The following is a 22181-nucleotide window of genomic DNA, read 5'->3' on the forward strand; positions in this document are numbered from 1 at the left end:
TGTTTGACCGAGGAGATTCCTGCGTGCTGACACGCTTTGACAAGCCGGGCGTGAAGACCACGGCGGCGGAGATCAGTCGCAACTTCGGACACTGGCAGGACCGCGCCATGCAGGAGCCGGTCCTGGTCACCCACCACGGGCGGCCGCGCCTGGTGCTGCTCTCGACCGAAGAGTTCATCAAGCTGAGCCGGACCGGCGGGGGCCCGTCGTCCGACGCTGCGGGGCACGAGGATATCGCCGGCCGCGACAGCTTCCTCGCCAACATGTTCGAAGGCTTCATGGTCTTCGATCGCGACTTGAAGGTGCGGTTCCTCAACAACGTGGCGATGTCGAGCGCCGGCCACTCCTCGCAGGAACTGGTCGGCAGGGCGATCGATGGTCCAGAGTTCGGGGAGCAGGGGGCATTGTTGGCGGCGCGGCTGCGCAGGGTCCTGCGAACCGGAGAGGCTCTTCAGTTCGAGTCCCGCGGCTTCTTCAACCAGCACCGCTTCTACGAGAGCAAGGCGTTCCCCCTCGCCGGCGGCGTCGGCCTGACCTTCTGCCAGCTCACCGAGCTCTACGACCTGCGCCAGGACCTCGCGGCCAGCCGCGCCGGGGCGCAGGCGGTCGACGGCCTGGATCTGGTCGGGCGCCTGACGGTCAACCCGATGGGGTTCGTGCAGCAGGCCAATTTAGGCTTCTGCGGCCTGGTCGGCCTGCCGGAGCCCGAGGTCCACGGCGCCCGGCTCCTGGACTTCTTCGCGCCGGCCTCGCGCCAGACTTTCGAGCGCGACATGAACGCCCTGCTTCAGGGGACCGCCGAAACCTATTGTGGGCAGGTGGAGCTCCTGATCGGCGGCGCGCCGGTCGGCGTGCGCCTGTCCGCCGTGCGGCAACACCACAACGAGGTCTGCAGCGGCCTGGCGATCGCCTGTCTGGTTTCCGGCTAGGGCGACGCTCTAGCGCCGCTTGCCCCGCTTGGGGGGCGCCTTGCCGGCCCCGCCGCCGCGCTTTGGTCCGGCGAACGGCGTGCGCGCCCGCACCCCCAGTCGAGGCCGCGGCGCGGTCGGATCGACGGGCAGGGGCTCGCTGAGCATCTCGAAGACCAGGCCGCCGGTGATGGGCGTGGCTTCCTTCAACTCGACTTGCACCCGCATGCCCAGCGGCCAGCGGCGGCCGGTGCGCTCGCCGACCAGGGCGTGGGCCTTGTCGTCGTGCACGAAGAACTCGCCGCCCAGGGTCGAGACCGGGACCAGGCCGTCGGCGCCGGTTTCGTCCAGCCGGACGAACAGGCCAAAGCGCGTCACGCCGGTGATCCGCCCGGCGAACTCAGCGCCCACCCGGTCGGCCAGGAAGGCGGCGACATAGCGGTCGGTGGCGTCGCGCTCGGCGGCCATGGAGCGGCGCTCCGTCCCGGTGATCCGCTCGGCGGTGTCCTTCATCTGCGAGATGTCGCGGTCGGTGAGGCCGTCGTCGCCCAGGCCCAGGGCCCGGATCAGCGCCCGATGCACCACCAGGTCGGCATAGCGGCGGATCGGCGAGGTGAAGTGCGCGTAGCGGTCGAGGTTCAGGCCGAAGTGGCCGATGTTCTCGGTCGAATAGATCGCCTGCATCTGGGTGCGCAGCACGACCTCGTTGACGATCTCGGCGTGCGGTCCCTCGCGTGTTTCGCCCAGCAGCTTGTTGAAGCGGTCGGTGCGCGGCGCCTCGCCCTTGTTCCAGGCGACGCCGATGGTCTGCAGGAACTCGGCCAGCGACTGGACCTTCTCCTGGCTGGGCGCGTCGTGGATCCGGTAGATCAGCGGGCTCTTCTTCTGCTCCAGGGTCTCGGCGGCGCAGACATTGGCCTGGACCATCATCTCCTCGATCAGCTTGTGCGCTTCCAGCGAGGGGCGCGGCGTGATCGAGGTGACCTCGCCCTCGGCGTTGAGGACGATCTTCCGCTCCTGGCTCTCGATGGCCAGCGGCGAGCGCGCCTTGCGGCCCTTCAGCATGGTCTCGTAGGCGGCCCAGAGCGGCTTCAGGATCGGTTCCAGCAGCGGGTTGGTCTGATCGTCCGGGAAGCCGTCTATGGCCCGCTGCGCCTGTTCGTAGGACAGCTTGGCCGCAGAGCGCATCAGGCCGCGGACGAACCTGTGCGAGCGCTTGCGCCCGTCGGCGCCGAACACCATCCGCACCGCCATGCAGGCCCGGTTCTCGCCCTGGCGCAGCGAGCAGAGGCCGGCCGACAGCCGCTCGGGCAGCATCGGCTCGACGCGGTCGGGGAAATAGGTCGAGTTGCCCTTGTCGCGCGCTTCGCGGTCCAGCGCCGAATCGGCCCGCACATAGGCGGCGACGTCGGCGATGGCGACCCAGACGATCCAGCCGCCCTCGTTCTTGGGATCGGTGTCGGGCTCGGCATAGACCGCGTCGTCATGGTCGCGGGCGTCCGGCGGGTCGATGGTGAGCAGCGGCACGGCGCGCAGGTCCTCGCGGCCCTTCAGGGTCGCCTCCTGGGCCGCGTCGGCCTCGGCCTCCGCATCCTGGCTGAAGCCGGTCGGGATGCCGTGGCTGTGGATGGCGATCAGCGAGGCGGCGCGCGGCTGGTCCTCGCGGCCGACCACCTCCAGCACCTTGCCGCGCTTGGGGCCGTAGCGGACCTCCACCGTCACCTGGGCGAGGACCAGGTCGCCGTCCTGCAGGTTGGCCGCCTCGGCCGGGACCAGGGTCAGGCTCTCCTTGGAGCGGCGATCGACCGGTTCGACCCGCACCTGCTTGTTGGCCTTGCGGACCACGCCGAGGATGCGGTGCGCGCTCTGGCCCAGGCGCTTGATGACCCGGGCCTCGGTCTCGCCGTTCTCCAGCGTCTCGAAGCGCACCAGCAGCCGGTCGCCCAGGCCCGGCGCGCCGCCGATCGCCCCGGCGCGGTCGGGCGCCAGCCGCACCAGCGGCGCGTCCTCGCCCTTGGTCAGCTTGACCAGCAGGTCGCCGTCCGGGTCGCGCTCGACCACGTCGACGACGCCGACCGGGGGCAGGGCGCCGGCCTCGGAGAAGCCCTTGCGGCCGCGCTTGCCCAGGGCGCCCTCGGCCTCCAGCGACTTGACCATGTCGCGCAGGGCGCGGCGGTCGGCGCCCTTCAGGCCAAAGGCCTTGGCCATATCGGCCTTGTCGGTCTCGCCGGCCTCGCGGATGAACTTCAGCAGCGTCTCGCGGTCCGGCAGCCCCTGGGGCGGCCGGACGGACTTGGCGCTGAAACGGGCGGACTTCGGAATGCGGGCTTTAGCCATTCCGCCTTGTAACGCAGGAATCGCGAAGCGGTGGCGGGGATTTGGTCCCCGCCGTCACTCGTCGTCCCAGGGCGCCGCGCCGCCGGCCGGGGCAGGCTCGGCCTCGGCCTTGGCGGTCTTCTTCGCCGCAGGCTTCTTGGCGGCCGGCTTCTTCGCCGCGGTCTTCTTGGCCGGCGCCTTCTCGGCCTTGGGCTTGGCCGCGGCCTTGCCCTTCTTCTTGCCGCCGCCCTTGGCCTCGCGCTCGGCCAGCAGGGCGACCGCTTCCTCCAGGGTGATGTCCTGCGGGTCCTTGCCCTTGGGGACGTTGGCGTTGGTGGCGCCGTGCTTGATGTAGGGGCCGTAGCGGCCGGCCAGCACCTTCACCGCCGCGCCGTCGGCCGGGTGCGCGCCCAGGTCCTTCAGCGCCGCGGACTCGCCGCGGCCCGGCCGGCCGCCGCCGGCCCGCTTCTCGGCCAGCAGGGCGACCGCGCGGTTGATCCCGACGTCGAACACCTCGTCGACGTTGGGCAGGTTCGCATAGGTGCCGTTGTGCAGGACGAAGGGCCCGAACCGGCCGATGCCGGCCATGATCATGCCGCCGTCTTCCGGGTGCGCGCCGACCTCACGGGGCAGGCGCAGCAGCCGCAGCGCCTTCTCCAGGTCCATGGCCGCCGCCGACCAGCCCTTGGGCAGGCTGGAGCGCTTGGGCTTGTCGGCTTCGCCGAGCTGGACGTAGGGGCCAAAGCGGCCGGCCTTGAGGAACACCGTCTCGCCGGTCACCGGATCGACGCCCAGTTCGCGCTCGCCGCTCTCCTGGGCTGCGTCGTCGTCCGACTGGGCGAGCTGGCGGGTGAAACGGCATTCCGGATAGTTCGAGCAACCGATGAAGGCGCCGAACTTACCGGTCTTCAGCGACAGGCGGCCGACGCCGCAGGTCGGGCAGGCGCGCGGGTCCGAGCCGTCTTCCTTGGCCGGGAAGATGTGCGGGCCCAGGGCCTCGTTCAGGGCGTCGAGGACGTTGGTGACGCGCAGCTCGGCGATCTCGCCGACCGCGGCGTGGAAGTCCTGCCAGAACTCGCGCAGCAGCGCCTTCCAGTCCATCTCGCCGGCCGAGACCAGGTCGAGCTTCTCCTCCAGCGCCGCGGTGAAGTCGTATTCGACGTAGCGCGCGAAGAACTGCTCGAGGAACGCGGTGACCAGGCGGCCCTTGTCCTCGGGCACGAAGCGGTTCTTGTCCATGCGGACGTATTCGCGGTCGCGCAGCACGGTCAGCACCGAGGCGTAGGTGGAGGGTCGGCCGATGCCCAGCTCTTCCATCTTCTTGACCAGGCTGGCTTCCGAGTAGCGCGGGGGCGGTTCGGTGAAGTGCTGGTCCGAACGCGCGGCGATCACGCGGGCCGAGGCGCCCTCGTTCACCTGCGGCAGGCGGCCGCCTTCCTCGTCGTCCGCGTCGTCGCGGCCTTCCTCGTAGACCGCCAGGTAGCCGTCGAACAGCACCACCTGGCCGGTGGCGCGCAGGCCGGTCTTGCCGTCGGCGCTCTCCAGCTCGATGGTCGTGCGCTCGATGCGCGCCGACTCCATCTGCGAGGCGATCATCCGCTTCCAGATCAGCTCATAGAGCCGGCCAAGGTCGCTCTCCAGCCGCAGCGAGCCGGGGTTGCGGGCCAGGCTGGTCGGACGGATGGCCTCGTGCGCCTCCTGGGCGTTCTTGGCCTTGGTCTTGTAGATGCGGGCGCTCTCGGGAACGTATTCCTTGCCGTAGACGCCGCCGATCACCTTGCGGGCCTCGTCCAGCGCCTCGGGCGCGGCCTGCACGCCGTCGGTCCGCATATAGGTGATGAGACCGACCGTCTCGCCGCCGATGTCGATGCCCTCATAGAGCTTCTGGGCGGCCTGCATGGTCCGCTGGGCCGAGAAGCCGAGCTTGCGCGAGGCCTCCTGCTGCAGGGTCGAGGTGGTGAAGGGGGGCGGCGGCGAGCGCCGGCCGGGCTTCTTCTCGACGCCGGCCACCTTGAAGGTCGCCGCCTCGACCGCCGCCTTGGCGGCCTGGGCGCTGGCTTCGTTGCCGAGGTCGAACTTGGAGAGCCGCTTGCCCTCGTGCTTGACCATGCGGGCCAGGAACGGCTCGGCGCCGGCCGAGACGTCGGCCTCGACGGTCCAGTATTCCTGGGTCTTGAAGCGCTCGATCTCGAGCTCGCGGTCGACGACCAGGCGCAGCGCCACCGACTGCACGCGGCCGGCCGAGCGCGAGCCCGGCAGCTTGCGCCAGAGCACCGGCGAAAGGGTGAAGCCGACCAGGTAGTCCAGGGCGCGGCGGGCGAGGTAGGCCTCGACCAGCTCCATGTCGATGGCGCGCGGCGACTTCATCGCCTCGGTCACCGCCGACTTGGTGATGGCGTTGAACACCACCCGCTCGACCTTCTTGTCCTTGAGGACCTTCTTCTTCTGGAGGACCTCCAGCACGTGCCAGGAGATCGCCTCGCCCTCACGGTCGGGGTCGGTGGCCAGGATGATGCGGTCGGACTTCTTGGCCGCCTCGGCGATGTCGCTGAGCCGCTTGGCGGCCTTGGCGTCGACGTCCCAGGACATGGCGAAGTCCTCGTCGGGCCGCACCGATCCGTCCTTGGCGGGCAGGTCCCGGACGTGGCCGTACGAGGCCAGGACCGTATAGTCCGAGCCCAGGTACTTGTTGATGGTCTTGGCCTTGGCCGGACTCTCGACGACGAGAAGGTTCATGGTCGCTCTATATGGGGCGTCTTGGGCGGATCGCCCGAAATTCAAGGGCGCGAAAGGTGGGGGCGGCGCCTAGGCGCTGTCAATGGCCTCATCAGAGGGCGGCGACAAGGCCGCCCGACAGCAATTCTGCACGGCCGGCCAGGGCCAGCTCGGTCAGGGCGGCCAGGACCACCGCCGTCGGCGCGCCCGCCGCGCGCACCAGTTCGTCCCGCGAGACGGGGGTCGGCGACAGCAGGGCGGCGACCCGTTCGCGCACCGCATCGACGTCCGCGTCGCTGGCGGGGGCCGGGGCGAAGGGGCGCTCGGGCTCGCGCAATCCCACGCCTTCCAGGGCCCGGAGCACGTCCTCGGCGCCCTCGCACAGCGCCGCGCCCTGGCGGATCAGGTCGTTGGTCCCGCGGGCGCGCGGATCCAGCGGCGAACCCGGCACCGCCAGCACCTCGCGGCCCTGCTCGGCGGCGAGCCGGGCGGTGATCAGCGAGCCGGAGCGCAACTCGGCCTCCACGACGACGACCGCGCGCGACAGGCCCGAGATCACGCGGTTGCGCCGGGGAAAGTCCTTGGCCGTCGCCGTGCGGCCCGGCGCGTTTTCCGAAACCACGCAGCCCTCGGCGACGATCCGCTCATAGAGCCCGCGGTGCTCGCGCGGATAGACGTCGTCGATCCCGCCGCCGAGAACGGCGATGGTGCCCGTCGCCAGCGAACCCTCGTGCGCCGCGCCGTCGACGCCACGGGCCATGCCGGACACGACCACGTGACCGGCCGCGCCGAGGTCCAGGGCCAGGCCCCGCGCGAACCGCTGGCCCCCGGCCGAGGCGACGCGCGCGCCGACGATCGCCACGATGGAGCGGCCAAGGAGGGCGGCGTCGCCCAGCGCCCAGATCACCGGCGGCGGCGGATCCAGCGCCGCCAGCGCGGCGGGAAAGTCAGGCTCGCAGGCGACGATCAGACGTGCGCCCAGCGCGTGCCCGGCGTCTAGTTCGCGAAGAACCTCGTCCGCCGGCGGGACGCCCAGCGGCGAGACCCGCCCGCCGCGCCGGGCCAGGTCGGGCAGGGCGGCCAGGGCCAGGGACGCCTCGCCATAGCGGTCGATCAACTGCGCGAAGGTGACGGGGCCGACGTTCTCGGTGCGCGCCAGCCGCAACCAGTCGCGGCGGGCCGCGTCGGTCAGCTTGCGGATCACGCGGCGTCTTTTTTCTTGCCGATCTTCGGCTCCTCGCCCTTCAGCAGCCGGCCGATGTTGTCCTTGTGGCGGATGTAGATCAGCACGCCCATGAACAGCGCCATCACCGCGATCGGGTAGGGCCGGTCCAGCAGGAAGACATAGATCGGCGCCAGGGCCGCGGCGGTCAGCGCCGCCAGCGACGACATGCGGAACAGGAAGGCCATGACGATCCAGGTCGCGCCCGCGGCCATGCCGACCGGCCAGGCCGCAGCCAGCAGCGTGCCGAAGAAGGTGGCCACGCCCTTGCCGCCCTTGAACTTCAGCCAGACGGGGAACAGGTGGCCGAGGAAGGCCGAGCCGCCGGCCAGGGCGGTCAGCGTCGCCTGGGCCTGGGGCCCGGCCTCGCGGGTCAGCAGCCAGGCGACGAATACGGCGACCGCGCCCTTGCCGCCGTCGCCCAGCAGAGTGATCGCCGCCAGATCCTTGCGCCCGGTCCGCAGCACGTTGGTCGCGCCGATGTTGCCCGAGCCGATGGAGCGCACGTCGCCGGCGCCGCCCAGCCGTGTGGCGATGACGCCGAACGGGATCGAACCGAGCAGGTATCCGCCGACGATGGCGGCCGCGAGCAGCGCGGGGCTGAGTTGGTCGAGCATCGGCGTTCCCCCAGTTTATCCTGTCGTAGCCGTGAGCGGCGCTTTGGCCAAGCCGACGGGATCACTCGCTCCGAGGCGCTCGTGGCGCCACATCTATGCCGCAGGCCGTGAGGTTTGTGATGATGTCATCGACGGATTCACGATAGGCCCAAGGCATTATCAAGAGGCTTCGGTAGGATCGTCTAGCGTCGGCATACACGATTTCGATCCAATCAGCGCGGCCGACGCTCGGCTCTATGCGCCTTGCCGAAGTGCCTTGACCCTACACTTGGTACACCACCCGGCCGTCCACGAGCGTCATCTGGACCTCGCCGAACAGCCGGCGGCCGTCGAAGGGCGAGTTGCGGGACTTCGATTTCAGCTTGTCGAGGTCGACGACGATCGGCGCGTTCAGGTCGCAGAGCACCAGGTCTGCCGGCGCGCCCTTGGCGAGCTTGCCCGCCGGCAGGCCAAGCAGGTCGGCCGGGCGGCTGGTGACCGTCCGCATCAGGTCGATCAGCGGGATGCGGTCCTGGAACGAGAGCAGGGCCGGCAGCAGGGTCTGCAGGCCGACCGCGCCGGGCGCGGCCTCGTCGAACGGCAGGCGCTTGTCCTCGGCCGGGGCGGGCGAGTGGGCCGAGACCACGATGTCGATCAGGCCGCTGGCCAGGGCCTCGATGGCCGCCTGGCGGTCGTCCTCGCTGCGCGCCGGCGGATCGAACTTCAGGAAGGTGCGATAGTCGCCGATGTCGATCTCGTTGAACGACAGGTGGTTGATCGAGGTGGTGGCGGTGACGGGCAGGCCCTTGGCCTTGCCGCGCGCCAGGCTTTCCAGCGCCGCGGCGGTGGTGATCTGGTCGACCAGGAACCGCGCCCCGGTCAGCTCGACCAGGGCCAGGTCGCGCTCCAGCATGATCTTCTCGGCGATGGCCGGCACGCTGGGCAGGCCCAGCCGTCCGGCGAACTCGCTGGCGGTCGCGGCGGCGCCGGCCGACAGCCACGGATCTGCGGGGCGGTGCGCCACCAGGGTGTCGAAGGCCTTGGCGTAGGCCAGCACCCGCTGCAGCACCTTGGAGTTCACGATCGGCCGGTCGGCGTCGGTGACGTAGACGCAGCCGGCCTCGCGCATCAGGCCGATCTCGGCCATCCGCTCGCCCTTGGCGCCCTTGGTCGCCGCGCCGGCCGGATAGACGTGGACCAGTTCGATGTCGCGGCTGCGGCGCAGGATGAAGTCGACGACCGAGGCCTCGTCCACCACCGGGTTGGTGTCCGGCTGCAGGACGATCGAGGTCACGCCCCCGGCGGCGGCGGCCAGCCCGGCCGACTTGAGGGTTTCCTTGGTCTCCGCGCCGGGCTCGCCGGTCTTCACCCGCAGGTCGACCAGGCCGGGGGCGAGCATGGCGCCGCGCGCGTCGATCACCTCGATGTCGGCGGAGAGCGCGCCCAGCTCGCGCCCTTGCGCGACGTCGGCGATCCTGCCGTCCTGGACCAGCAGCGCGCCGGGGCCGTCCCAGCCGCTGGCGGGATCGACGAGGCGGGCGTTCACGAAGGCGGTCGGGCGTTGGGTCATAGTTCGGGGCGTCCGATCCATTTCTCGACGACGGGCGGGACATAGGCGGCGAGCGCGTCCAGCATCTCGCCGCAGTCCTCCCGGAAAATCAGCATGTCGCGGTGTGGCGCCTTCAGGAACGCCTCGCCCACCGCATGATCGACGAAGCCGCGCAGGCCGTCGTAGTAGCCGCGCACGTTCAGGAAGCCGGCGGGCTTGGCGTGAAAGCCGAGCTGGCCCCAGGTCCAGATCTCGAAGATCTCCTCCAGCGTCCCGGCGCCGCCGGGCAGGGCGACGAAGGCGTCCGAGAGCTCGGCCATCCGCGCCTTGCGCTCGTGCATGGAGGCGACGACCTCCAGCCGGGTGAGGCCGTCGTGGGCGATCTCCTTGTCGGTCAGCGCGTGCGGCAGCACGCCGATCACCTCGGTCCCGGCCGCCAGGGCCGCATCGGCGATCGCGCCCATCAGCCCGACCTTGGCGCCGCCATAGATCAGCCGCAGGCCGCGCCCGGCGATCTCGCGGCCCATGGCCTCGGCCGCGGCGCGATAGGCCAGGTCTCCGCCGGGGCTGGCCCCGCAGAAGATGCAGACCGAGGCGATGGCGCTCATCAGTCGTTGTCCAGGCGCGCGGAGAGCGCCGCCAGCACCGCCATGCGGGCGGCCACGCCCATCTCGACCTGGTCCTGGATCAGCGAGACGTTGAGGTCGTCGGCGACGTCGGAGTCGATCTCGACCCCGCGGTTCATCGGGCCCGGGTGCATGACCCGCACATGGTCAGAGGCGAAGGCCAGCTTTTCGCGGTCCAGGCCGTAGAAGCGGAAGTACTCGCGCTGGGAGGGGGCCATGACCCCGTCCATGCGCTCGAGCTGCAGCCGCAGCATCATGACCACGTCGCAGCCGGCGATGCCCTTGCGCATGTCGTGGAACACCTGGACGTTCCAGCGATCGACATTGGTCGGCATCAGGGTCGGCGGGCCGACCAGGCGCACCTCCGCGCCCATCATCTGCAGCAGGCCGACATTGGACCGCGCCACGCGGCTGTGCAGGACGTCGCCGCAGATCGCCACCTTCAGCCCGGCCACCCGGCCGAACGAGCGGCGCATGGACAGCATGTCCAGCAGCGCCTGGGTCGGATGCTCGTGCTGGCCGTCGCCGGCGTTGATCACCGAGCAGGTGACCTTCTGCGACAGCAGCGACGCCGCGCCCGACGAGGCGTGGCGCACCACCAGCAGGTCGGGCTGCATGGCGTTCAGCGTCACCGCCGTGTCGATCAGGGTCTCGCCCTTGGAGATCGACGAGGAGCGCGGGCTCATATTGACCACGTCGGCGCCCAGCCGCTTGCCGGCCAGCTCGAACGAGCTTTGGGTGCGGGTCGAGTTCTCGAAGAACAGGTTCATCAGCGTCCTGCCCTTGAGCAGGTCCAGCTTCTTCGAATGCTGCCGGTTGAGCGCGACGAAGCTGTCGGCGAGATCCAGCAGACCCGCGACTTCCACGGGGTTGAGATCGACCACGGACAGGAAGTGGCGCTTGGGGAAGGGGAAGGTCCTGCCAAGGACCTCGTTCAGGCCGGGGGGTGCTACGGTCATTAAAGCGCCCTCTTAGGGGAGGCGCGGTCGGGCGCCAAGGGGAGAGGCGCCGGGGGCGGCGCAGCACTGTGGATCGGACGTTGACTCAGGGTAGGCTGGTTCAGCGGAGTTCCCAATGACCCCATCAGATGCGACGTCGATCATCGAACGCTGGTCGCGGGCGAACGGAGGCGTCGAGCGTCGCGCGACGCCGCGCGAGTCGGTGCTGCTGCCGGCCTTGCTGGTGGAGGAGGGCGGGCGTCGACGGCCCTGCGTGATCCTCGACCGGTCCGAGGGCGGCCTGCGACTCAGTCTTCCCGGCGATGAACCGGCCCCCGACGCCTTCTGCGTCCTGGACCTGGTGACGGGCATGGGGCGCGAGGTGCAGGTCGCCTGGCGCCGGCCCCCGGAGCTGGGCGTGCGGACCGTCCGCGCCTACGACCTCGACCAGCCGCAGGAGGGCCTGGGCGAGACGCTGCGCCAGATCCGGATCGCGGTTCTGGGGTGACCTATTCGGCCAGGGCGCTCAGCCGGTCCAGCGCCCCCTGGAGAATCCAGGCCGCCGCCATCTTGTCGACCAGGTCGGCGCGCCGGGCGCGGGTGACGTCGGCCTCCTCGATCAGCACGCGGTTCACCGCCATGGTCGACATCCGCTCGTCCCAGAAGGCGATGGGGACGTCGCGCAGCCGCAGCAGGTTGCGCGCGAAGGCCCGGTTCGACTGGCAGCGGGTCCCTTCCGTGCCGTCCATGTTGACCGGCAGGCCGATGACGACGGCGCCGATCTGGCGCTCGTCGATCAGGGCGAACAGGCGGTTGGCCTCGACCGTGAACTTGGTCTTGCGGATCAGCTCCAGCGGACTGGCGACCATGCGGGTGACGTCGGACACCGCGACGCCGATGGTCTTTTCGCCCAGATCGAGCCCCATCAGCGCCGAATAGCGCGGTAGAAGGGCGGGAAGTTCGGTCAGATCGATGACGGCCATGCCGCTTCTTAGCGGTCATCGCTTGTCAAAGGGAGGCCCGCACGGCTAACCCCTGCCTCGAACCATTAGGAGGGCCCCATGGCCATCGACGCCGCGACCGTTCGTAAGGTCGCGAGGCTCGCGCGGATCGCCGAGCCCGAGGAGAAGCTGGAAGCGCTCGCCAAGGAGCTGACCGGGATCATGACCTGGATCGAGCAACTGGGCGAAGTGGACACCGACGGCGTCGAGCCGATGACCTCGGCCGTGGCCGTGGCCCTGCCGATGCGCGAAGACGTGGTCACCGACGGCGGCGACCCGGCCAAGGTGCTGTCGAACGCGCCCAAGACCGTGGATGGCTTCTTCGTCGTGCCGAAGGTGGTGGAATAATGAGCGCTCTCACCTCGCTGACGCTGAAGGCCGCCCTCGAGGGCCTGGCCGACAAGTCGTTCTCGTCCGAAGAACTGACCAGGGCGCACGTGGACGCGGTCGCGGCCGCCAAGCCGCTGAACGCCTTCGTCCTGGAGACCCCGGACAAGGCCATCGAGATGGCCAAGGCCTCCGACGCCCGCCGCGCCAAGGGGCAGGCCGGCGCCCTGGACGGCGCGCCGCTCGGGATCAAGGACCTGTTCTGCACCGAGGGCGTGCGCTCCACGGCCTGTTCGAACATCCTGGGCAACTTCGTCCCGACCTACGAATCCACCGTCACCGCCAACCTGTGGCGCGACGGGGCGGTGATGCTGGGCAAGCTGAACCTCGACGAATTCGCCATGGGCTCGTCCAACGAGACCTCGGCCTTCGGTCCGGTGGTGAACCCGTGGCGCTCGGAAGGCTCCAACGCCAAGCTGACGCCGGGCGGCTCCTCCGGCGGCTCGGCCGCGGCGGTGGCGGCCGACCTCTGCCTGGGCGCGACGGCGACCGACACCGGCGGTTCGATCCGCCAGCCGGCCGCCTTCACCGGCACGGTCGGGATCAAGCCGACCTACGGCCGTTGCTCGCGCTGGGGCGTGGTGGCCTTCGCCTCGTCGCTCGACCAGGCCGGCCCGATCGCCAAGACCGTCGAGGACGCCGCGATCCTGCTGAAGTCGATGTCGGGCCACGACCCGAAGGACTCGACCAGCCTGGACATCGAGACCCCCGACTTCCCGAGCTTCGTCGGCAAGTCGGTGAAGGGCCTGCGGATCGGCATTCCGAAGGAGTACCGCGTCGAGGGCATGCCGCCCGAGATCGAGAAGCTCTGGGAGCAGGGCGTCGCCTGGCTGAAGGAGGCCGGCTGCGAGATCGTCGAGGTGTCGCTGCCGCACACCAAGTACGCCCTGCCGGCCTACTACATCGTCGCGCCGGCCGAGGCCTCTTCGAACCTCGCCCGCTACGACGGCATGCGCTTTGGCCTGCGCAAGGACGGCGCGAACCTGACCGAGACCTACGAGAACACCCGCGCCGCCGGCTTCGGGGCCGAGGTCAAGCGCCGGATCCTGATCGGCACCTATGTGCTGTCGGCCGGCTACTACGACGCCTACTACGTCAAGGCGCTGAAGGTCCGCCGCCGCATCGCCGACGACTTCGACCAGGCCTTCCAGAAAGTCGACGCTCTGCTGACCCCGACCGCGCCGTCCGCGGCGTTCGGCCTGGGCGAGAACGCCGACGACCCGGTGGCGATGTACCTGAACGACATCTTCACGGTGACGGTGAACCTGGCGGGCCTGCCGGGCATGAGCATCCCGGCCGGCGTCGACGCCAAGGGCCTGCCGCTCGGCCTGCAACTGATCGGCAAGGCGCTGGACGAGGGCACGCTGTTCTCGATCGGCGGCGCCATCGAGAAGGCCGCCGACTTCAAGGCCAAGCCCGCCAAGTGGTGGTGACGGCCTGACGCCTGATCGGCGGGCATGAAAAAGCCCCCGTCCTGCGAAGGGCGGGGGCTTCGTTCGTCTGGACCGGGCCTACTTGTTGAGCTGGTCGAGGTCGGCCTGCAGGGCCTTGAGCTGCTCGTCGGTGATGGCGCCCTGGCTCATCGGCTGGACCTGCTTCAGGCTCATGCCCTTGAACTGCTCGTAGGCTTCGTGATCGGTGAGGCCGGGGAGGTTCTTGTCGAGGGCGGCCTTGCCTTCCGCCGAGGCGGCGATGTCCGCGATCGGGGTGTCCTCGGCCGACAGCGCCGCGGCGTGTTCGGCGTGGGCGTCCTGGGCCAGCGCGGGACCAGCGGCCAGGGCGCCGAGCGAGAGCGACAGGCCGACGAGGCCGGCAGTAAACGTTTTCATCATTTCGGGTGTTTCCTCATCCCCAGGGTTTCCGGCGCGGATTTCAGCCTCGGTTTCGCCGTTTGCGCAAGGGATTTCGAGGGTCCCGCTTTCGCTCGCGCGCGAGGGGCGCTAGGAAGCGGCCATGACTGATACGTCGAAGCTGATCGCCGGCCGCACCGGCCAATGGGAAGTGGTTCTGGGCCTGGAGGTTCACGCTCAGGTCGCCTCGAACGCCAAGCTGTTCTCCGGCGCGGCGGTGGGATTCGGCGCGGGCCCCAACCAGCAGGTCTCGCTGGTCGACGCGGCCATGCCCGGCATGCTGCCCGTGATCAACAAGCACTGCGTCGAGCAGGCGGTGAGGACCGGCCTTGGCCTGAAGGCCCAGATCAACCTCAAGAGCCACTTCGACCGGAAGAACTATTTCTATCCGGACCTGCCGCAGGGCTATCAGATCAGCCAGTTCAAGGACCCGATCGTCGGCGAGGGCGAGGTCATCGTCGAGCACGACGACGGCACGACCTTCACGGTCGGGATCGAGCGCCTGCACCTGGAGCAGGACGCCGGCAAGAGCCTGCACGACCAGGACCCGACCTCGACCTATGTCGACCTCAACCGGGCCGGCACGGCGCTGATGGAGATCGTCTCGCGCCCGCACATGCGCTCGTCGGCCGAGGCCGCGGCCTATGTGAAGAAGCTGCGCACGATCCTGGTCTATCTGGGCACCTGCGACGGCGACATGGAGAAGGGCAACCTGCGGGCCGACGTGAACGTCTCGGTCTGCCGTCCCGGCGCCTACGAGAAGTTCCGCGAGACCGGCGACTTCAGCCACCTGGGCACGCGCTGCGAGATCAAGAACGTCAACTCCTACCGCTTCATCCAGCAGGCGATCGAGTACGAGGCCCGCCGCCAGATCGAGATCCTCGAGGACGGCGGCAAGATCGACCAGGAGACCCGCCTGTTCGACCCCAACAAGGGCGAGACCCGGTCGATGCGCTCGAAGGAAGAGGCGCACGACTATCGCTATTTCCCCGATCCGGACCTGCTGCCGCTGGAGCTGGATCCGGCCTGGGTCAAGCAGATCGAGGCCTCGCTGCCCGAGCTGCCGGACGCCAAGAAGGCGCGCCTGCAATCGCAGTACGGCCTGTCGGCCTACGACGCCGGGGTGCTGATCACCGAGCAGGCCCGCGCCGACTTCTTCGAGGAGGCCGCCAAGGGCCGCGACGCCAAGCTGACCGCCAACTGGGTGACCAACGAGCTGGCCGCCAAGCTGACGGCCGGGGGCCTGGCCATCGAGGACAGCCCGCTGAAGCCGGACGCCATCGCCGAGCTGGTGGCGCTGATCGAGGAGGGGGTGATCTCCTCCAAGATCGCCAAGGACGTCTTCGAGCGGATGTGGGCCGGCGAGGGCCGCCCGCGCGAGATCGTCGAGAAGCAGGGCCTGCAGCAGGTGTCCGACACCGGGGCGCTGGAGAAGATCATCGAGGAACTGATCGCCGCCAATCCAGGCCAGGCCGCCTCGGTGAAGGAGAAGCCTCAGGCCATCGGCTGGTTCGTCGGCCAGGTCATGAAGGCCACCGGCGGCAAGGCCAATCCGGGGGCGGTGAACCAGCTCCTGAAGGCCAAGCTGGGCCTCTGACGAAACAAAAAACGCCCCGGAGAGATCCGGGGCGTTTGCTTGTAAAATCAGCTAGTTGGCGATGATGTCGAAGATGATGCCGCTGGCGATGGCGGCCAGCAGGTAATCGTTCCCGACCCGGTACCAGGCATAGCCGCGCGGCGGCTGGCGCAGCTGGTAGCGGTGGTAGTCGTTGACCACATAGCCCCGGTAGTAGGGCGGCAGATGCCCCCCGCGGCGCCAGGCGGCGTAGCCCGGGCGGTAGTAGGGATTGCCGTAATAGGCCTGCGGCGGCGGGCCGTAGTACCAGCGGTTGTTATAGTAGTAGCCGTTGTGACGGCCGCGATCCCAGCCGTAGTCGCGGCCGCGGTCGCCGCGGTTGTTGTCCCAGCGGTCCCCGCGACGGTCGTCGCGGCGGTCCCAGCGGCCGTTGTCGTGACGGTCGTTGCGATCCCAGCGCTGTTCGTGTCGCCCGCGGCCGCGGTCGTCGGCCAGGGCGGCGGTGGCGGCGAACGCCATCGGGCCGGCGACAGCCGCTGCCGTGGCGAGGCTCAAGATCAGGCGTTTCATGGCGAGGCCTCCTGGCCGGTCGTTCGTACTCGATATCGGCAAACCTGCCGGTTGGCGGCTGAACTTGACCTGAACGGGCCCTTCAGCTTCGCCATCGCGCCGATAGGCTCACATTTGGCGGCCCGATCGGCAGGTTTCCAGCGGCGGACCCCACAAAGGCGCCGCTAGAAGATGGGGCGCCTTAAGATTCTGGATACGGAGCTTTCCGTTCAGTAAAAGCGGCGAATAGTCAAAAACGTCATTTCGAGAACATGGCGTTTTCCGGGTTAACCCTATCTTCAGCGGCGGTCGACTTACCTAGCTACAGGATCGTCGGGATCGGAACCCAGAACGGGGGCGGACCGGCGGGGCTAGGGAAACGAAGTCATGCTTGCGAGCGTGGAAAACGACGGACTGCCGCTGCCGACCGCCGAGTCGACCGGGGACGAGCTGTTCAAGATGGGCCTGCTCTATTCGACCGGGCAGGGCGGGGCGCCGCTGGACTACGTGTCGGCGCACATGCTGTTCAACCTGGCCGCCATGCGCGGCTCGGTCGAGGCCAAGGTGTACCGCAAGGAACTGAGCCAGGAGATGGCCTCGGAAGAGGTCGCCGAGGCCCAGCGCCAGGCCCGCGAGTGGCTGGCCCACGGCTGACGCCGTCGGCCTGCGCCCAGGCGGACGCCGCCCGTTCGGCGCCTCCGGCCTATGGCTGACCCGGGTCCGCCGGCGGCGACGGCGCGGCCGGAAGCGGAGCTCGCCTTCCGACCTGTTGCAGACGACCGGCTCGATCGCCTCGGGCGGCGGCTGAATAGGGAAACACCAAGACCACAAAGGGCACGAAGGGGCCGGCGGCCTCCCGGGGGATCGGTGGAGCGCGCCTTGGCGCAGGCGTCTTGGTGGTCTTTGTGTGCTTCGTGGTCTTCGTGTCGGCGCTCTTGCGTCGTCCGTATCGGGACGCTGATCTGGCGGCTTGGCTGGATTGCCGTCCTTAGCAGGGGGCGGAAATCCGTATCGGGACGCTGATCTGGCGGCTTGGCTGGATTGCCGTCCTTAGCAGGGGGCGGAAATCGGTTCGGCCGGGGCTCTTTCGTCCGGCGCTGACGCCGATTGCGCCAAGATCCAGACGGGGAGGTCGGCGACCAGTTCGAAGCCGAGGCTGGAGTAGAGCGGCCGGCCTGCCTCGGTGGCGCCCAGGTGGAAGCGTGTCACGCCACGGCGGCGGAAATCATCGATCACCTGGCTCAGCAGGGCGCGGCCCATGCCCTTGCGTTGGTGCTCGGGCGGCGTGGCCATGAGCGAGATTCCCGCCGTGTCGCCGGTCGGGGTCACAGAGACGGTGCACATGGGGCCGTCGTCGCCCCAGGCGATATAGGTCTCCACGCCCGCGGTCTCGGTCATGCTGACTTCGATACACCGGGCGACGACATCCCGCGGCTCGTCGAAGGCGGCGGCGATCAGATCGCCGGCTATGCCGGCCAACTCAGGACCGAGGGCGCGGACGATCTTTATTGGACGGCCAGGCTGAACGGGAACGTCCGGGCGAAGCACCATGAGCGGCGCAGTTCCGACGGCGGTGAAGCCCAACCCCATCGCGACCGGTGCAAGGGCTTGCGCCGCACGGGGACTGATCACGGCCTGGAGCGGCCGACCGCGTTCCTTCGCGCGCGCCACCGCTCGAATGAGGAAGCCTTTGGCGTCGGGATCGGCCCCTATGGTCAGCCGGTTGTGATCGGCCAGGGGCTCGTCGGTCAGGCCGAGAATACAGCTTCGGGTCATGTGCAACTCGGCCCCGGGCGCTGCGATCATCTGCGCGGCGAGCGCGCGCACGCAAAGCTGGATCAGGTCTTCGGTCTCATCCACTGGTGTCGCCCCTACGCGCGGCCGCCACCATTGCCGGAATGGCCCTGAACGCATCCCTCACGCTAGCGGTCGCGCCGGCTGCTTTCCACCCCCGCGCGGACGAGCGGCTCGATCGCCTCGGCTGAATAGGGAAACACCAAGACCACGAAGGACACGAAGGGGCCGGCGGCCTCCCGGGGGATCGGTGGAGCGCGCCTTCGGCGCAGGCGTCTTCGTGGTCTTCGTGTCGGACCGACCCGTAGCGGAGGTTCGCGGTTCGACTAAGGGGAACGCCCGATCTGCAAACCGACGAAAGTCTGCTTCGCTGATCTCCTGATCAGTCTCGGAGCCCGCCCATGACCTCGTCCCCGAACATGCCGCCGCGCAATCCCTGGCTTGCGGACAGCGTCTATCCGACCTCGCATTTCAATCCCGGGGCGACGGACTCGGTGCTGCATGCCGGACCTGTCCGGGGCAAGGCGCTCAGGGACGGTGAGGACGCGCTTTTCGTCCCCAACTTCATGGTCTCCAACCCCACGCTCAAGAAGATCGGGCAGGACACGGTCGGGATCGGGAGCGGCATGTTCGGCGTCCGCAAGCTCCTGCTGACCGGCAAGAGTTTCGAATCCGTCGCCTACCTGCCTTACCCGGGCTTCGAGGAGGAGAACGACAAGGCCACGGAGGCGGCGACGCAGGCGCTGCTGGAGGAGTGGGATGACGCCCGCCGCGCCGGGGACGATGAGCGTCTGGTCAAGGCGATCGACAAGATCGCGCAGCTCGGTTTCAGCCATGAGGTCGGGATCAACGGGGTCTACAACCTGATCGACAGGGACGGCTTCCACTATTGCGTCTATGGCGGGACCAAGATCCTCAAGTGTACCGACGACAACGCGGTGCGCGCGCCGCTGCGGATCGTGAAATCCGCCGATGTCGCAGAGGCCATGCCGCCCGAGGCGGCCAGCGCGGTCTCGCGCATCATCGCGCTCAACATGACCTATGACGGCTTCCTGGCCGCAGCGGCGCCGGGCGCCCTGGTCGTTCTGGACCGGGACCTGAACGTGAAGTCCTACGTCACCTTCTCGGGCGAGGCCGTGGACAACGGCATTCCGCTCGATGATCGCGGCGGCATCTACGTGGTCACCTCGCGGCGAATGCTGAAGGTGATCTGGAACGGCGAAAGCCTCTCCACCGACGAGAACGATGGCGCGTGGGAGTCCGGCTATGAATGGATGCCGGACGAGAAAGCCTTCGCGCTGGGGTCGATCTCGCGCGGTTCGGGAACCACCCCCACGCTCATGGGCTTCGATGACGATCCGGACAAGCTGGTGGTGATCGCCGACGGGGCGGAAGGGGGGACGAACCTGGTGGCTTTCTGGCGCGATGAGATCCCCGAGGACTTCGAGCAGAAGCCCGGAACGAAATCCCGCCGCATCGCCGATCAGGCTCCGATCCACATCTCGAAAGCGACGATCGAACCTTCGCCGAACGTGCTGGGTTACGGCGTGGCGGTGATCAACAGCACCTACCCGAAGCCCTTTCCGAAACCGGGGTTCTGGAACGGCTTCACGGCCGGGATCACGCGGCCTGCGCCGATGGGCGTCCAGAAGTTCAACTGGAACCCGAAGACCCGCCGGCTGGAGGAAGACTGGCTCAACACCGAGATCGACAACAGCGACATCATGGTGCCGGTGGTCTCGGCCGCGACCAACCTGCTCTATTGCGCCAACAAGCGTGACGGCACGTATGAATACACCGGCCTCGACTGGTCTACGGGCGAGACCAAGGCCCGGTGGGTGTTCCCCGACGACAGCGCCAAGTGGAACGCCTTCGGGGGCATCACCACCATCCTCGAAGACGGCGACCTGCTGATCGGCGGCGCGTTCGGCCTCAAACGCATCGTCGGCTGACTTCCGCCAACGGGGCCGCCGGATCGCCGGTCCCTTCGTGCGGCGCCTAACCTGGATGGGCTAGGGTTAGGCCCGATGGTCCGGGCAAGTCCTTGTCCGTAGCTTGGCCGCGACAGCTAGGAGCGGCGAGATGGACAGCAAGACCCTGAGCGACGCCTATATCTATCTGCTCGGCCGCGGGCTGGTCGTGCGGCAGGAACGCATGGACCGCGAAGGCGAGGGCTTCGCCTACAACCAGGTGAAGTACAATCCGCTGGGCTCGGCGGATTTCGTGAACCCGAACTTCGACGTCGCCTATCTGGAAGCCTGGGTGGCGGTCGACGACGCGCAGGCTGTGGTGCTGGACGTGCCCGAGGTGAAGGGGCGGTATTACACCGCCCAGATCCTCGACGAGTGGGGCGAGGTGATCGCCAACATCAATGAGCGCACCTTCCCGTCGAAGCCGTTCGGCGCCTTCGCCCTGACCAAGCCGGGGTCGAGCCCGAAATTGCCGGCGGGCGCGACGCGCATCGACCTGCATTCCAGCAAGGCCAAGCTGCTGGGCCGGGTCGAACTGAAGGGCGATCCGGACGGCGCCCTGGCGCTGCAGAAGCAGTTCAAGCTGACCGCGCAGGGGACGCCGGCCATCGCGCCGCCGCCGGACATCACGATGTTCGACAACGTGGCCCTGGCGGGCGCCGAGCTGTTCGACGTGGCCGAGGCGCTGTTCGCCAGCGCCCTCGACGTCTCGCCGCATGCGGCGCAGATGCAGCAGCAGGTGCGGGCGGTGGCGGCGCACGTGGCGTCCAGCCCCGCCGCGCGCGAGGCGGTGGACAAGGAAATCCGCGAGAAGATCGTGCCGGCGTTCAAGGAGTTCGTCTTCACCAAGGCCGCGCCGGAGCACGACGGATGGGTGGGCGCGGCGCCCGGCGTCGGCAATTTCGGCGTGGACTACTGGCTGCGGACGACGGTCAACTACGGCGGCATCTGGGCCAATACGATGGACGAGGCGATCTACTTCACGTCCAACCGCGACGGCGAGGGCCAGCGGCTGGACGGCGGCAAGAGCTATGTCCTGCATTTTCCCGCCGACCGGCTGCCGGAGACCGCCGTGGACGCCTACTGGTCGGTGATCCTGGTGGACGCCACCGACTATCGGGTGGTGAAGAACCCGCTGAACCGCTTCAACCTCAACAACCAGTCGCCGCTGCAGAAGGAGGCCGACGGGTCCCTGAAGATCGGCGTCGGCCCGAAGGCGCCCGCCGGCGTGCCGGAATCGAACTGGCTGCCGTCGGCGGACGGCAAGGCCTTCTCGCTGACGCTGCGCACCTACGTCCCCAAAGCCGTCGTGAAGCAGGGCGATTGGACGCCGCCGGCTCTGCTGCGGGCCGAATAGGGAAGCACCAGGACCGCTTGCCCAAGCCTCAGCGGACCTGGGGCCCCAGGGCGTAGCTGAACTGGATGGGGAGCATGTCGCGGAAATACTGCTGCATGAACAGCCCGGCGTCCGCCACGCCGCTGCGCGGGACGTAGACGACGTCGAAGCGCCGCAGGGGGACGAGGTCGGTCTGGGCGTGCTGCAGGCCGCGCATGAGGTCGGCGCGGCGGACCATGCCCTGGCCGTTCGGGCCGCGGCGGACGATGTAGACGCTGGCGGCGTCGGCGCCCGGCTTGAAGCCGCCCGCCTGGATGATCGCGCGCAGCGCGTCGGCGTCGCCGGCCAGGTCGATGACGCCCGGATTGCCCACCTCGCCGCCGACGAACACCTTGAGCGGCGCGGCCTTGGCCGAGACCTCGACGTCCGGGCGCAGCAACTGGGTCGAATAGGCCTGGGCGATCGAGCCCTGGAGCTCGCCGAGCGTGCGGTCGGCGGCCATGACCGGCCCGACCAGGGGCAGGGTGATGCGCCCGTCGGGCTGCACGACCAGGGTCTTGGTCAGCTCGGGCGCGGACGGCACCGCCACCTCGACCTCGTCGCCCGGATAGAATCGGTAGGCCGGCTCGTCGTCGGTCCAGCTTGCATAGGGGATGTTGCTGAACGCCGGCCCGGCGGGCGCGGCCGGCGTCGGCGGCTGCCAGGGGCCCATGACGTCATAGGTCGGCGTGGCGCAGCCGGCCAGGACCAGGCTCGTCAGGACAAGGCCGGCGCAGGCGGCGGGCGCGGGAGCTGGGCGGCGCTTTCGAAGCATGGCGCAAAGGTTAAGGAGAATGGGTAACGGAGTG

20 protein-coding genes are annotated in these 22181 nt (G+C 69.1%); 8 read left to right on the forward strand and 12 right to left on the reverse strand.

The window, feature by feature from the left end; translation table 11 throughout:
- Window positions 1-23: 23 nt before the first annotated feature.
- Window positions 24-929 carry a type II toxin-antitoxin system prevent-host-death family antitoxin gene (locus RTL41_RS18195; RefSeq protein ID WP_312166497.1) on the forward strand — a complete coding sequence of 302 codons (906 nt, stop codon included), beginning with the start codon at window positions 24-26 and terminating at the stop codon, window positions 927-929.
- 9 nt (window positions 930-938) lie between these two features.
- Here the strand turns inward: RTL41_RS18195 and rnr are convergent, their stop codons facing one another.
- The 7 genes from rnr to RTL41_RS18230 form a co-directional block, all read right to left on the reverse strand.
- Window positions 939-3245 carry a ribonuclease R gene (rnr, locus tag RTL41_RS18200; protein WP_312166499.1) on the reverse strand — a complete coding sequence of 769 codons (2307 nt, stop codon included), beginning with the start codon at window positions 3243-3245 and terminating at the stop codon, window positions 939-941.
- 54 nt (window positions 3246-3299) lie between these two features.
- Entirely contained in the window at window positions 3300-5960 is a 2661-nt protein-coding gene (topA, locus tag RTL41_RS18205; protein ID WP_312166501.1) for a type I DNA topoisomerase, read from the reverse strand.
- 91 nt (window positions 5961-6051) lie between these two features.
- Entirely contained in the window at window positions 6052-7143 is a 1092-nt protein-coding gene (gene dprA, locus RTL41_RS18210; RefSeq protein ID WP_312166502.1) for a DNA-processing protein DprA, read from the reverse strand.
- A complete protein-coding gene (plsY, locus tag RTL41_RS18215) occupies window positions 7140-7778 on the reverse strand; it encodes a glycerol-3-phosphate 1-O-acyltransferase PlsY (protein WP_312166504.1) in 639 nt (212 codons plus the stop codon). Before plsY ends, dprA begins: the two co-directional genes overlap by 4 nt.
- Before the next feature lie 262 nt (window positions 7779-8040).
- Window positions 8041-9327 (reverse strand): dihydroorotase, encoded by a 1287-nt coding sequence (pyrC, locus tag RTL41_RS18220; RefSeq protein WP_312166506.1) that lies wholly within the window; start codon window positions 9325-9327, stop codon window positions 8041-8043.
- Complete coding sequence (locus tag RTL41_RS18225) at window positions 9324-9914, reverse strand: TIGR00730 family Rossman fold protein (protein ID WP_312166508.1); 591 nt, start codon at window positions 9912-9914, stop codon at window positions 9324-9326. The genes pyrC and RTL41_RS18225 overlap by 4 nt, the downstream gene beginning before the upstream one ends.
- Window positions 9914-10891, reverse strand: a complete 978-nt coding sequence (locus tag RTL41_RS18230; RefSeq protein ID WP_312166510.1) for an aspartate carbamoyltransferase catalytic subunit — start codon at window positions 10889-10891, stop codon at window positions 9914-9916. Before RTL41_RS18230 ends, RTL41_RS18225 begins: the two co-directional genes overlap by 1 nt.
- Window positions 10892-11006: 115 nt before the next feature.
- Here RTL41_RS18230 and RTL41_RS18235 point away from each other — a divergent pair, with 115 nt between their 5' ends.
- Window positions 11007-11378, forward strand: a complete 372-nt coding sequence (locus RTL41_RS18235; RefSeq protein ID WP_312166511.1) for a PilZ domain-containing protein — start codon at window positions 11007-11009, stop codon at window positions 11376-11378.
- Window position 11379: 1 nt separating this feature from the next.
- Here RTL41_RS18235 and ruvX read toward each other — a convergent pair whose 3' ends face one another.
- Complete coding sequence (gene ruvX, locus RTL41_RS18240; protein WP_312166512.1) at window positions 11380-11853, reverse strand: Holliday junction resolvase RuvX; 474 nt, start codon at window positions 11851-11853, stop codon at window positions 11380-11382.
- A 78-nt stretch (window positions 11854-11931) separates the two neighbouring features.
- Here ruvX and gatC point away from each other — a divergent pair, with 78 nt between their 5' ends.
- On the forward strand, window positions 11932-12219 hold the full coding sequence (gatC, locus tag RTL41_RS18245) for an Asp-tRNA(Asn)/Glu-tRNA(Gln) amidotransferase subunit GatC (protein ID WP_312166513.1): 288 nt from the start codon (window positions 11932-11934) through the stop codon (window positions 12217-12219).
- Window positions 12219-13691 (forward strand): Asp-tRNA(Asn)/Glu-tRNA(Gln) amidotransferase subunit GatA, encoded by a 1473-nt coding sequence (gatA, locus tag RTL41_RS18250; protein ID WP_312166515.1) that lies wholly within the window; start codon window positions 12219-12221, stop codon window positions 13689-13691. The genes gatC and gatA overlap by 1 nt, the downstream gene beginning before the upstream one ends.
- A gap of 78 nt (window positions 13692-13769) precedes the next feature.
- Here gatA and RTL41_RS18255 read toward each other — a convergent pair whose 3' ends face one another.
- Window positions 13770-14087 carry a hypothetical protein gene (locus RTL41_RS18255; RefSeq protein ID WP_312166517.1) on the reverse strand — a complete coding sequence of 106 codons (318 nt, stop codon included), beginning with the start codon at window positions 14085-14087 and terminating at the stop codon, window positions 13770-13772.
- Between the two features lie 124 nt (window positions 14088-14211).
- Between RTL41_RS18255 and gatB the strand changes: the two genes are divergently transcribed.
- Window positions 14212-15705, forward strand: coding sequence for an Asp-tRNA(Asn)/Glu-tRNA(Gln) amidotransferase subunit GatB (gene gatB, locus RTL41_RS18260; protein ID WP_312166518.1), 1494 nt, complete (start codon window positions 14212-14214; stop codon window positions 15703-15705).
- Window positions 15706-15756: 51 nt separating this feature from the next.
- On the opposite strand, the gene RTL41_RS18265 is transcribed toward gatB, so the two are convergent.
- Window positions 15757-16254: an RcnB family protein gene (locus tag RTL41_RS18265; protein ID WP_312166520.1), complete on the reverse strand. Its 498-nt coding sequence runs from the start codon at window positions 16252-16254 to the stop codon at window positions 15757-15759.
- A 366-nt stretch (window positions 16255-16620) separates the two neighbouring features.
- Here RTL41_RS18265 and RTL41_RS18270 point away from each other — a divergent pair, with 366 nt between their 5' ends.
- Complete coding sequence (locus RTL41_RS18270) at window positions 16621-16887, forward strand: sel1 repeat family protein (protein WP_312166522.1); 267 nt, start codon at window positions 16621-16623, stop codon at window positions 16885-16887.
- Between the two features lie 396 nt (window positions 16888-17283).
- On the opposite strand, the gene RTL41_RS18275 is transcribed toward RTL41_RS18270, so the two are convergent.
- Window positions 17284-18093 (reverse strand): GNAT family N-acetyltransferase, encoded by an 810-nt coding sequence (locus tag RTL41_RS18275; RefSeq protein ID WP_312166524.1) that lies wholly within the window; start codon window positions 18091-18093, stop codon window positions 17284-17286.
- Between the two features lie 335 nt (window positions 18094-18428).
- Between RTL41_RS18275 and RTL41_RS18280 the strand changes: the two genes are divergently transcribed.
- Entirely contained in the window at window positions 18429-19979 is a 1551-nt protein-coding gene (locus RTL41_RS18280; RefSeq protein WP_312166525.1) for a hypothetical protein, read from the forward strand.
- A gap of 130 nt (window positions 19980-20109) precedes the next feature.
- Window positions 20110-21354: a DUF1214 domain-containing protein gene (locus tag RTL41_RS18285; protein ID WP_312166526.1), complete on the forward strand. Its 1245-nt coding sequence runs from the start codon at window positions 20110-20112 to the stop codon at window positions 21352-21354.
- Window positions 21355-21382: 28 nt separating this feature from the next.
- Here the strand turns inward: RTL41_RS18285 and RTL41_RS18290 are convergent, their stop codons facing one another.
- Window positions 21383-22147 (reverse strand): polysaccharide biosynthesis/export family protein, encoded by a 765-nt coding sequence (locus tag RTL41_RS18290; RefSeq protein ID WP_312166527.1) that lies wholly within the window; start codon window positions 22145-22147, stop codon window positions 21383-21385.
- Window positions 22148-22181 lie beyond the last annotated feature (34 nt).

The organism is Phenylobacterium sp., assembly GCF_031984885.1.
Taxonomy (GTDB): domain Bacteria; phylum Pseudomonadota; class Alphaproteobacteria; order Caulobacterales; family Caulobacteraceae; genus Phenylobacterium.

Excerpts from the sequence above, each read along its gene's own strand:
- RTL41_RS18255 (WP_312166517.1), bottom strand. The coding sequence starts at position 14,087 with ATGAAAACGTTTACTGCCGGCCTCGTCGGCCTGTCGCTCTCGCTCGGC.
- pyrC (WP_312166506.1), bottom strand. The coding sequence starts at position 9,327 with ATGACCCAACGCCCGACCGCCTTCGTGAACGCCCGCCTCGTCGATCCC.
- RTL41_RS18270 (WP_312166522.1), top strand. The coding sequence starts at position 16,621 with ATGCTTGCGAGCGTGGAAAACGACGGACTGCCGCTGCCGACCGCCGAG.
- RTL41_RS18285 (WP_312166526.1), top strand. The coding sequence starts at position 20,110 with ATGGACAGCAAGACCCTGAGCGACGCCTATATCTATCTGCTCGGCCGC.
- RTL41_RS18225 (WP_312166508.1), bottom strand. The coding sequence starts at position 9,914 with ATGAGCGCCATCGCCTCGGTCTGCATCTTCTGCGGGGCCAGCCCCGGC.
- RTL41_RS18230 (WP_312166510.1), bottom strand. The coding sequence starts at position 10,891 with ATGACCGTAGCACCCCCCGGCCTGAACGAGGTCCTTGGCAGGACCTTC.
- topA (WP_312166501.1), bottom strand. The coding sequence starts at position 5,960 with ATGAACCTTCTCGTCGTCGAGAGTCCGGCCAAGGCCAAGACCATCAAC.
- RTL41_RS18290 (WP_312166527.1), bottom strand. The coding sequence starts at position 22,147 with ATGCTTCGAAAGCGCCGCCCAGCTCCCGCGCCCGCCGCCTGCGCCGGC.
- rnr (WP_312166499.1), bottom strand. The coding sequence starts at position 3,245 with ATGGCTAAAGCCCGCATTCCGAAGTCCGCCCGTTTCAGCGCCAAGTCC.
- gatB (WP_312166518.1), top strand. The coding sequence starts at position 14,212 with ATGACTGATACGTCGAAGCTGATCGCCGGCCGCACCGGCCAATGGGAA.
- RTL41_RS18265 (WP_312166520.1), bottom strand. The coding sequence starts at position 16,254 with ATGAAACGCCTGATCTTGAGCCTCGCCACGGCAGCGGCTGTCGCCGGC.
- gatA (WP_312166515.1), top strand. The coding sequence starts at position 12,219 with ATGAGCGCTCTCACCTCGCTGACGCTGAAGGCCGCCCTCGAGGGCCTG.
- plsY (WP_312166504.1), bottom strand. The coding sequence starts at position 7,778 with ATGCTCGACCAACTCAGCCCCGCGCTGCTCGCGGCCGCCATCGTCGGC.
- RTL41_RS18280 (WP_312166525.1), top strand. The coding sequence starts at position 18,429 with ATGACCTCGTCCCCGAACATGCCGCCGCGCAATCCCTGGCTTGCGGAC.
- gatC (WP_312166513.1), top strand. The coding sequence starts at position 11,932 with ATGGCCATCGACGCCGCGACCGTTCGTAAGGTCGCGAGGCTCGCGCGG.
- ruvX (WP_312166512.1), bottom strand. The coding sequence starts at position 11,853 with ATGGCCGTCATCGATCTGACCGAACTTCCCGCCCTTCTACCGCGCTAT.
- RTL41_RS18235 (WP_312166511.1), top strand. The coding sequence starts at position 11,007 with ATGACCCCATCAGATGCGACGTCGATCATCGAACGCTGGTCGCGGGCG.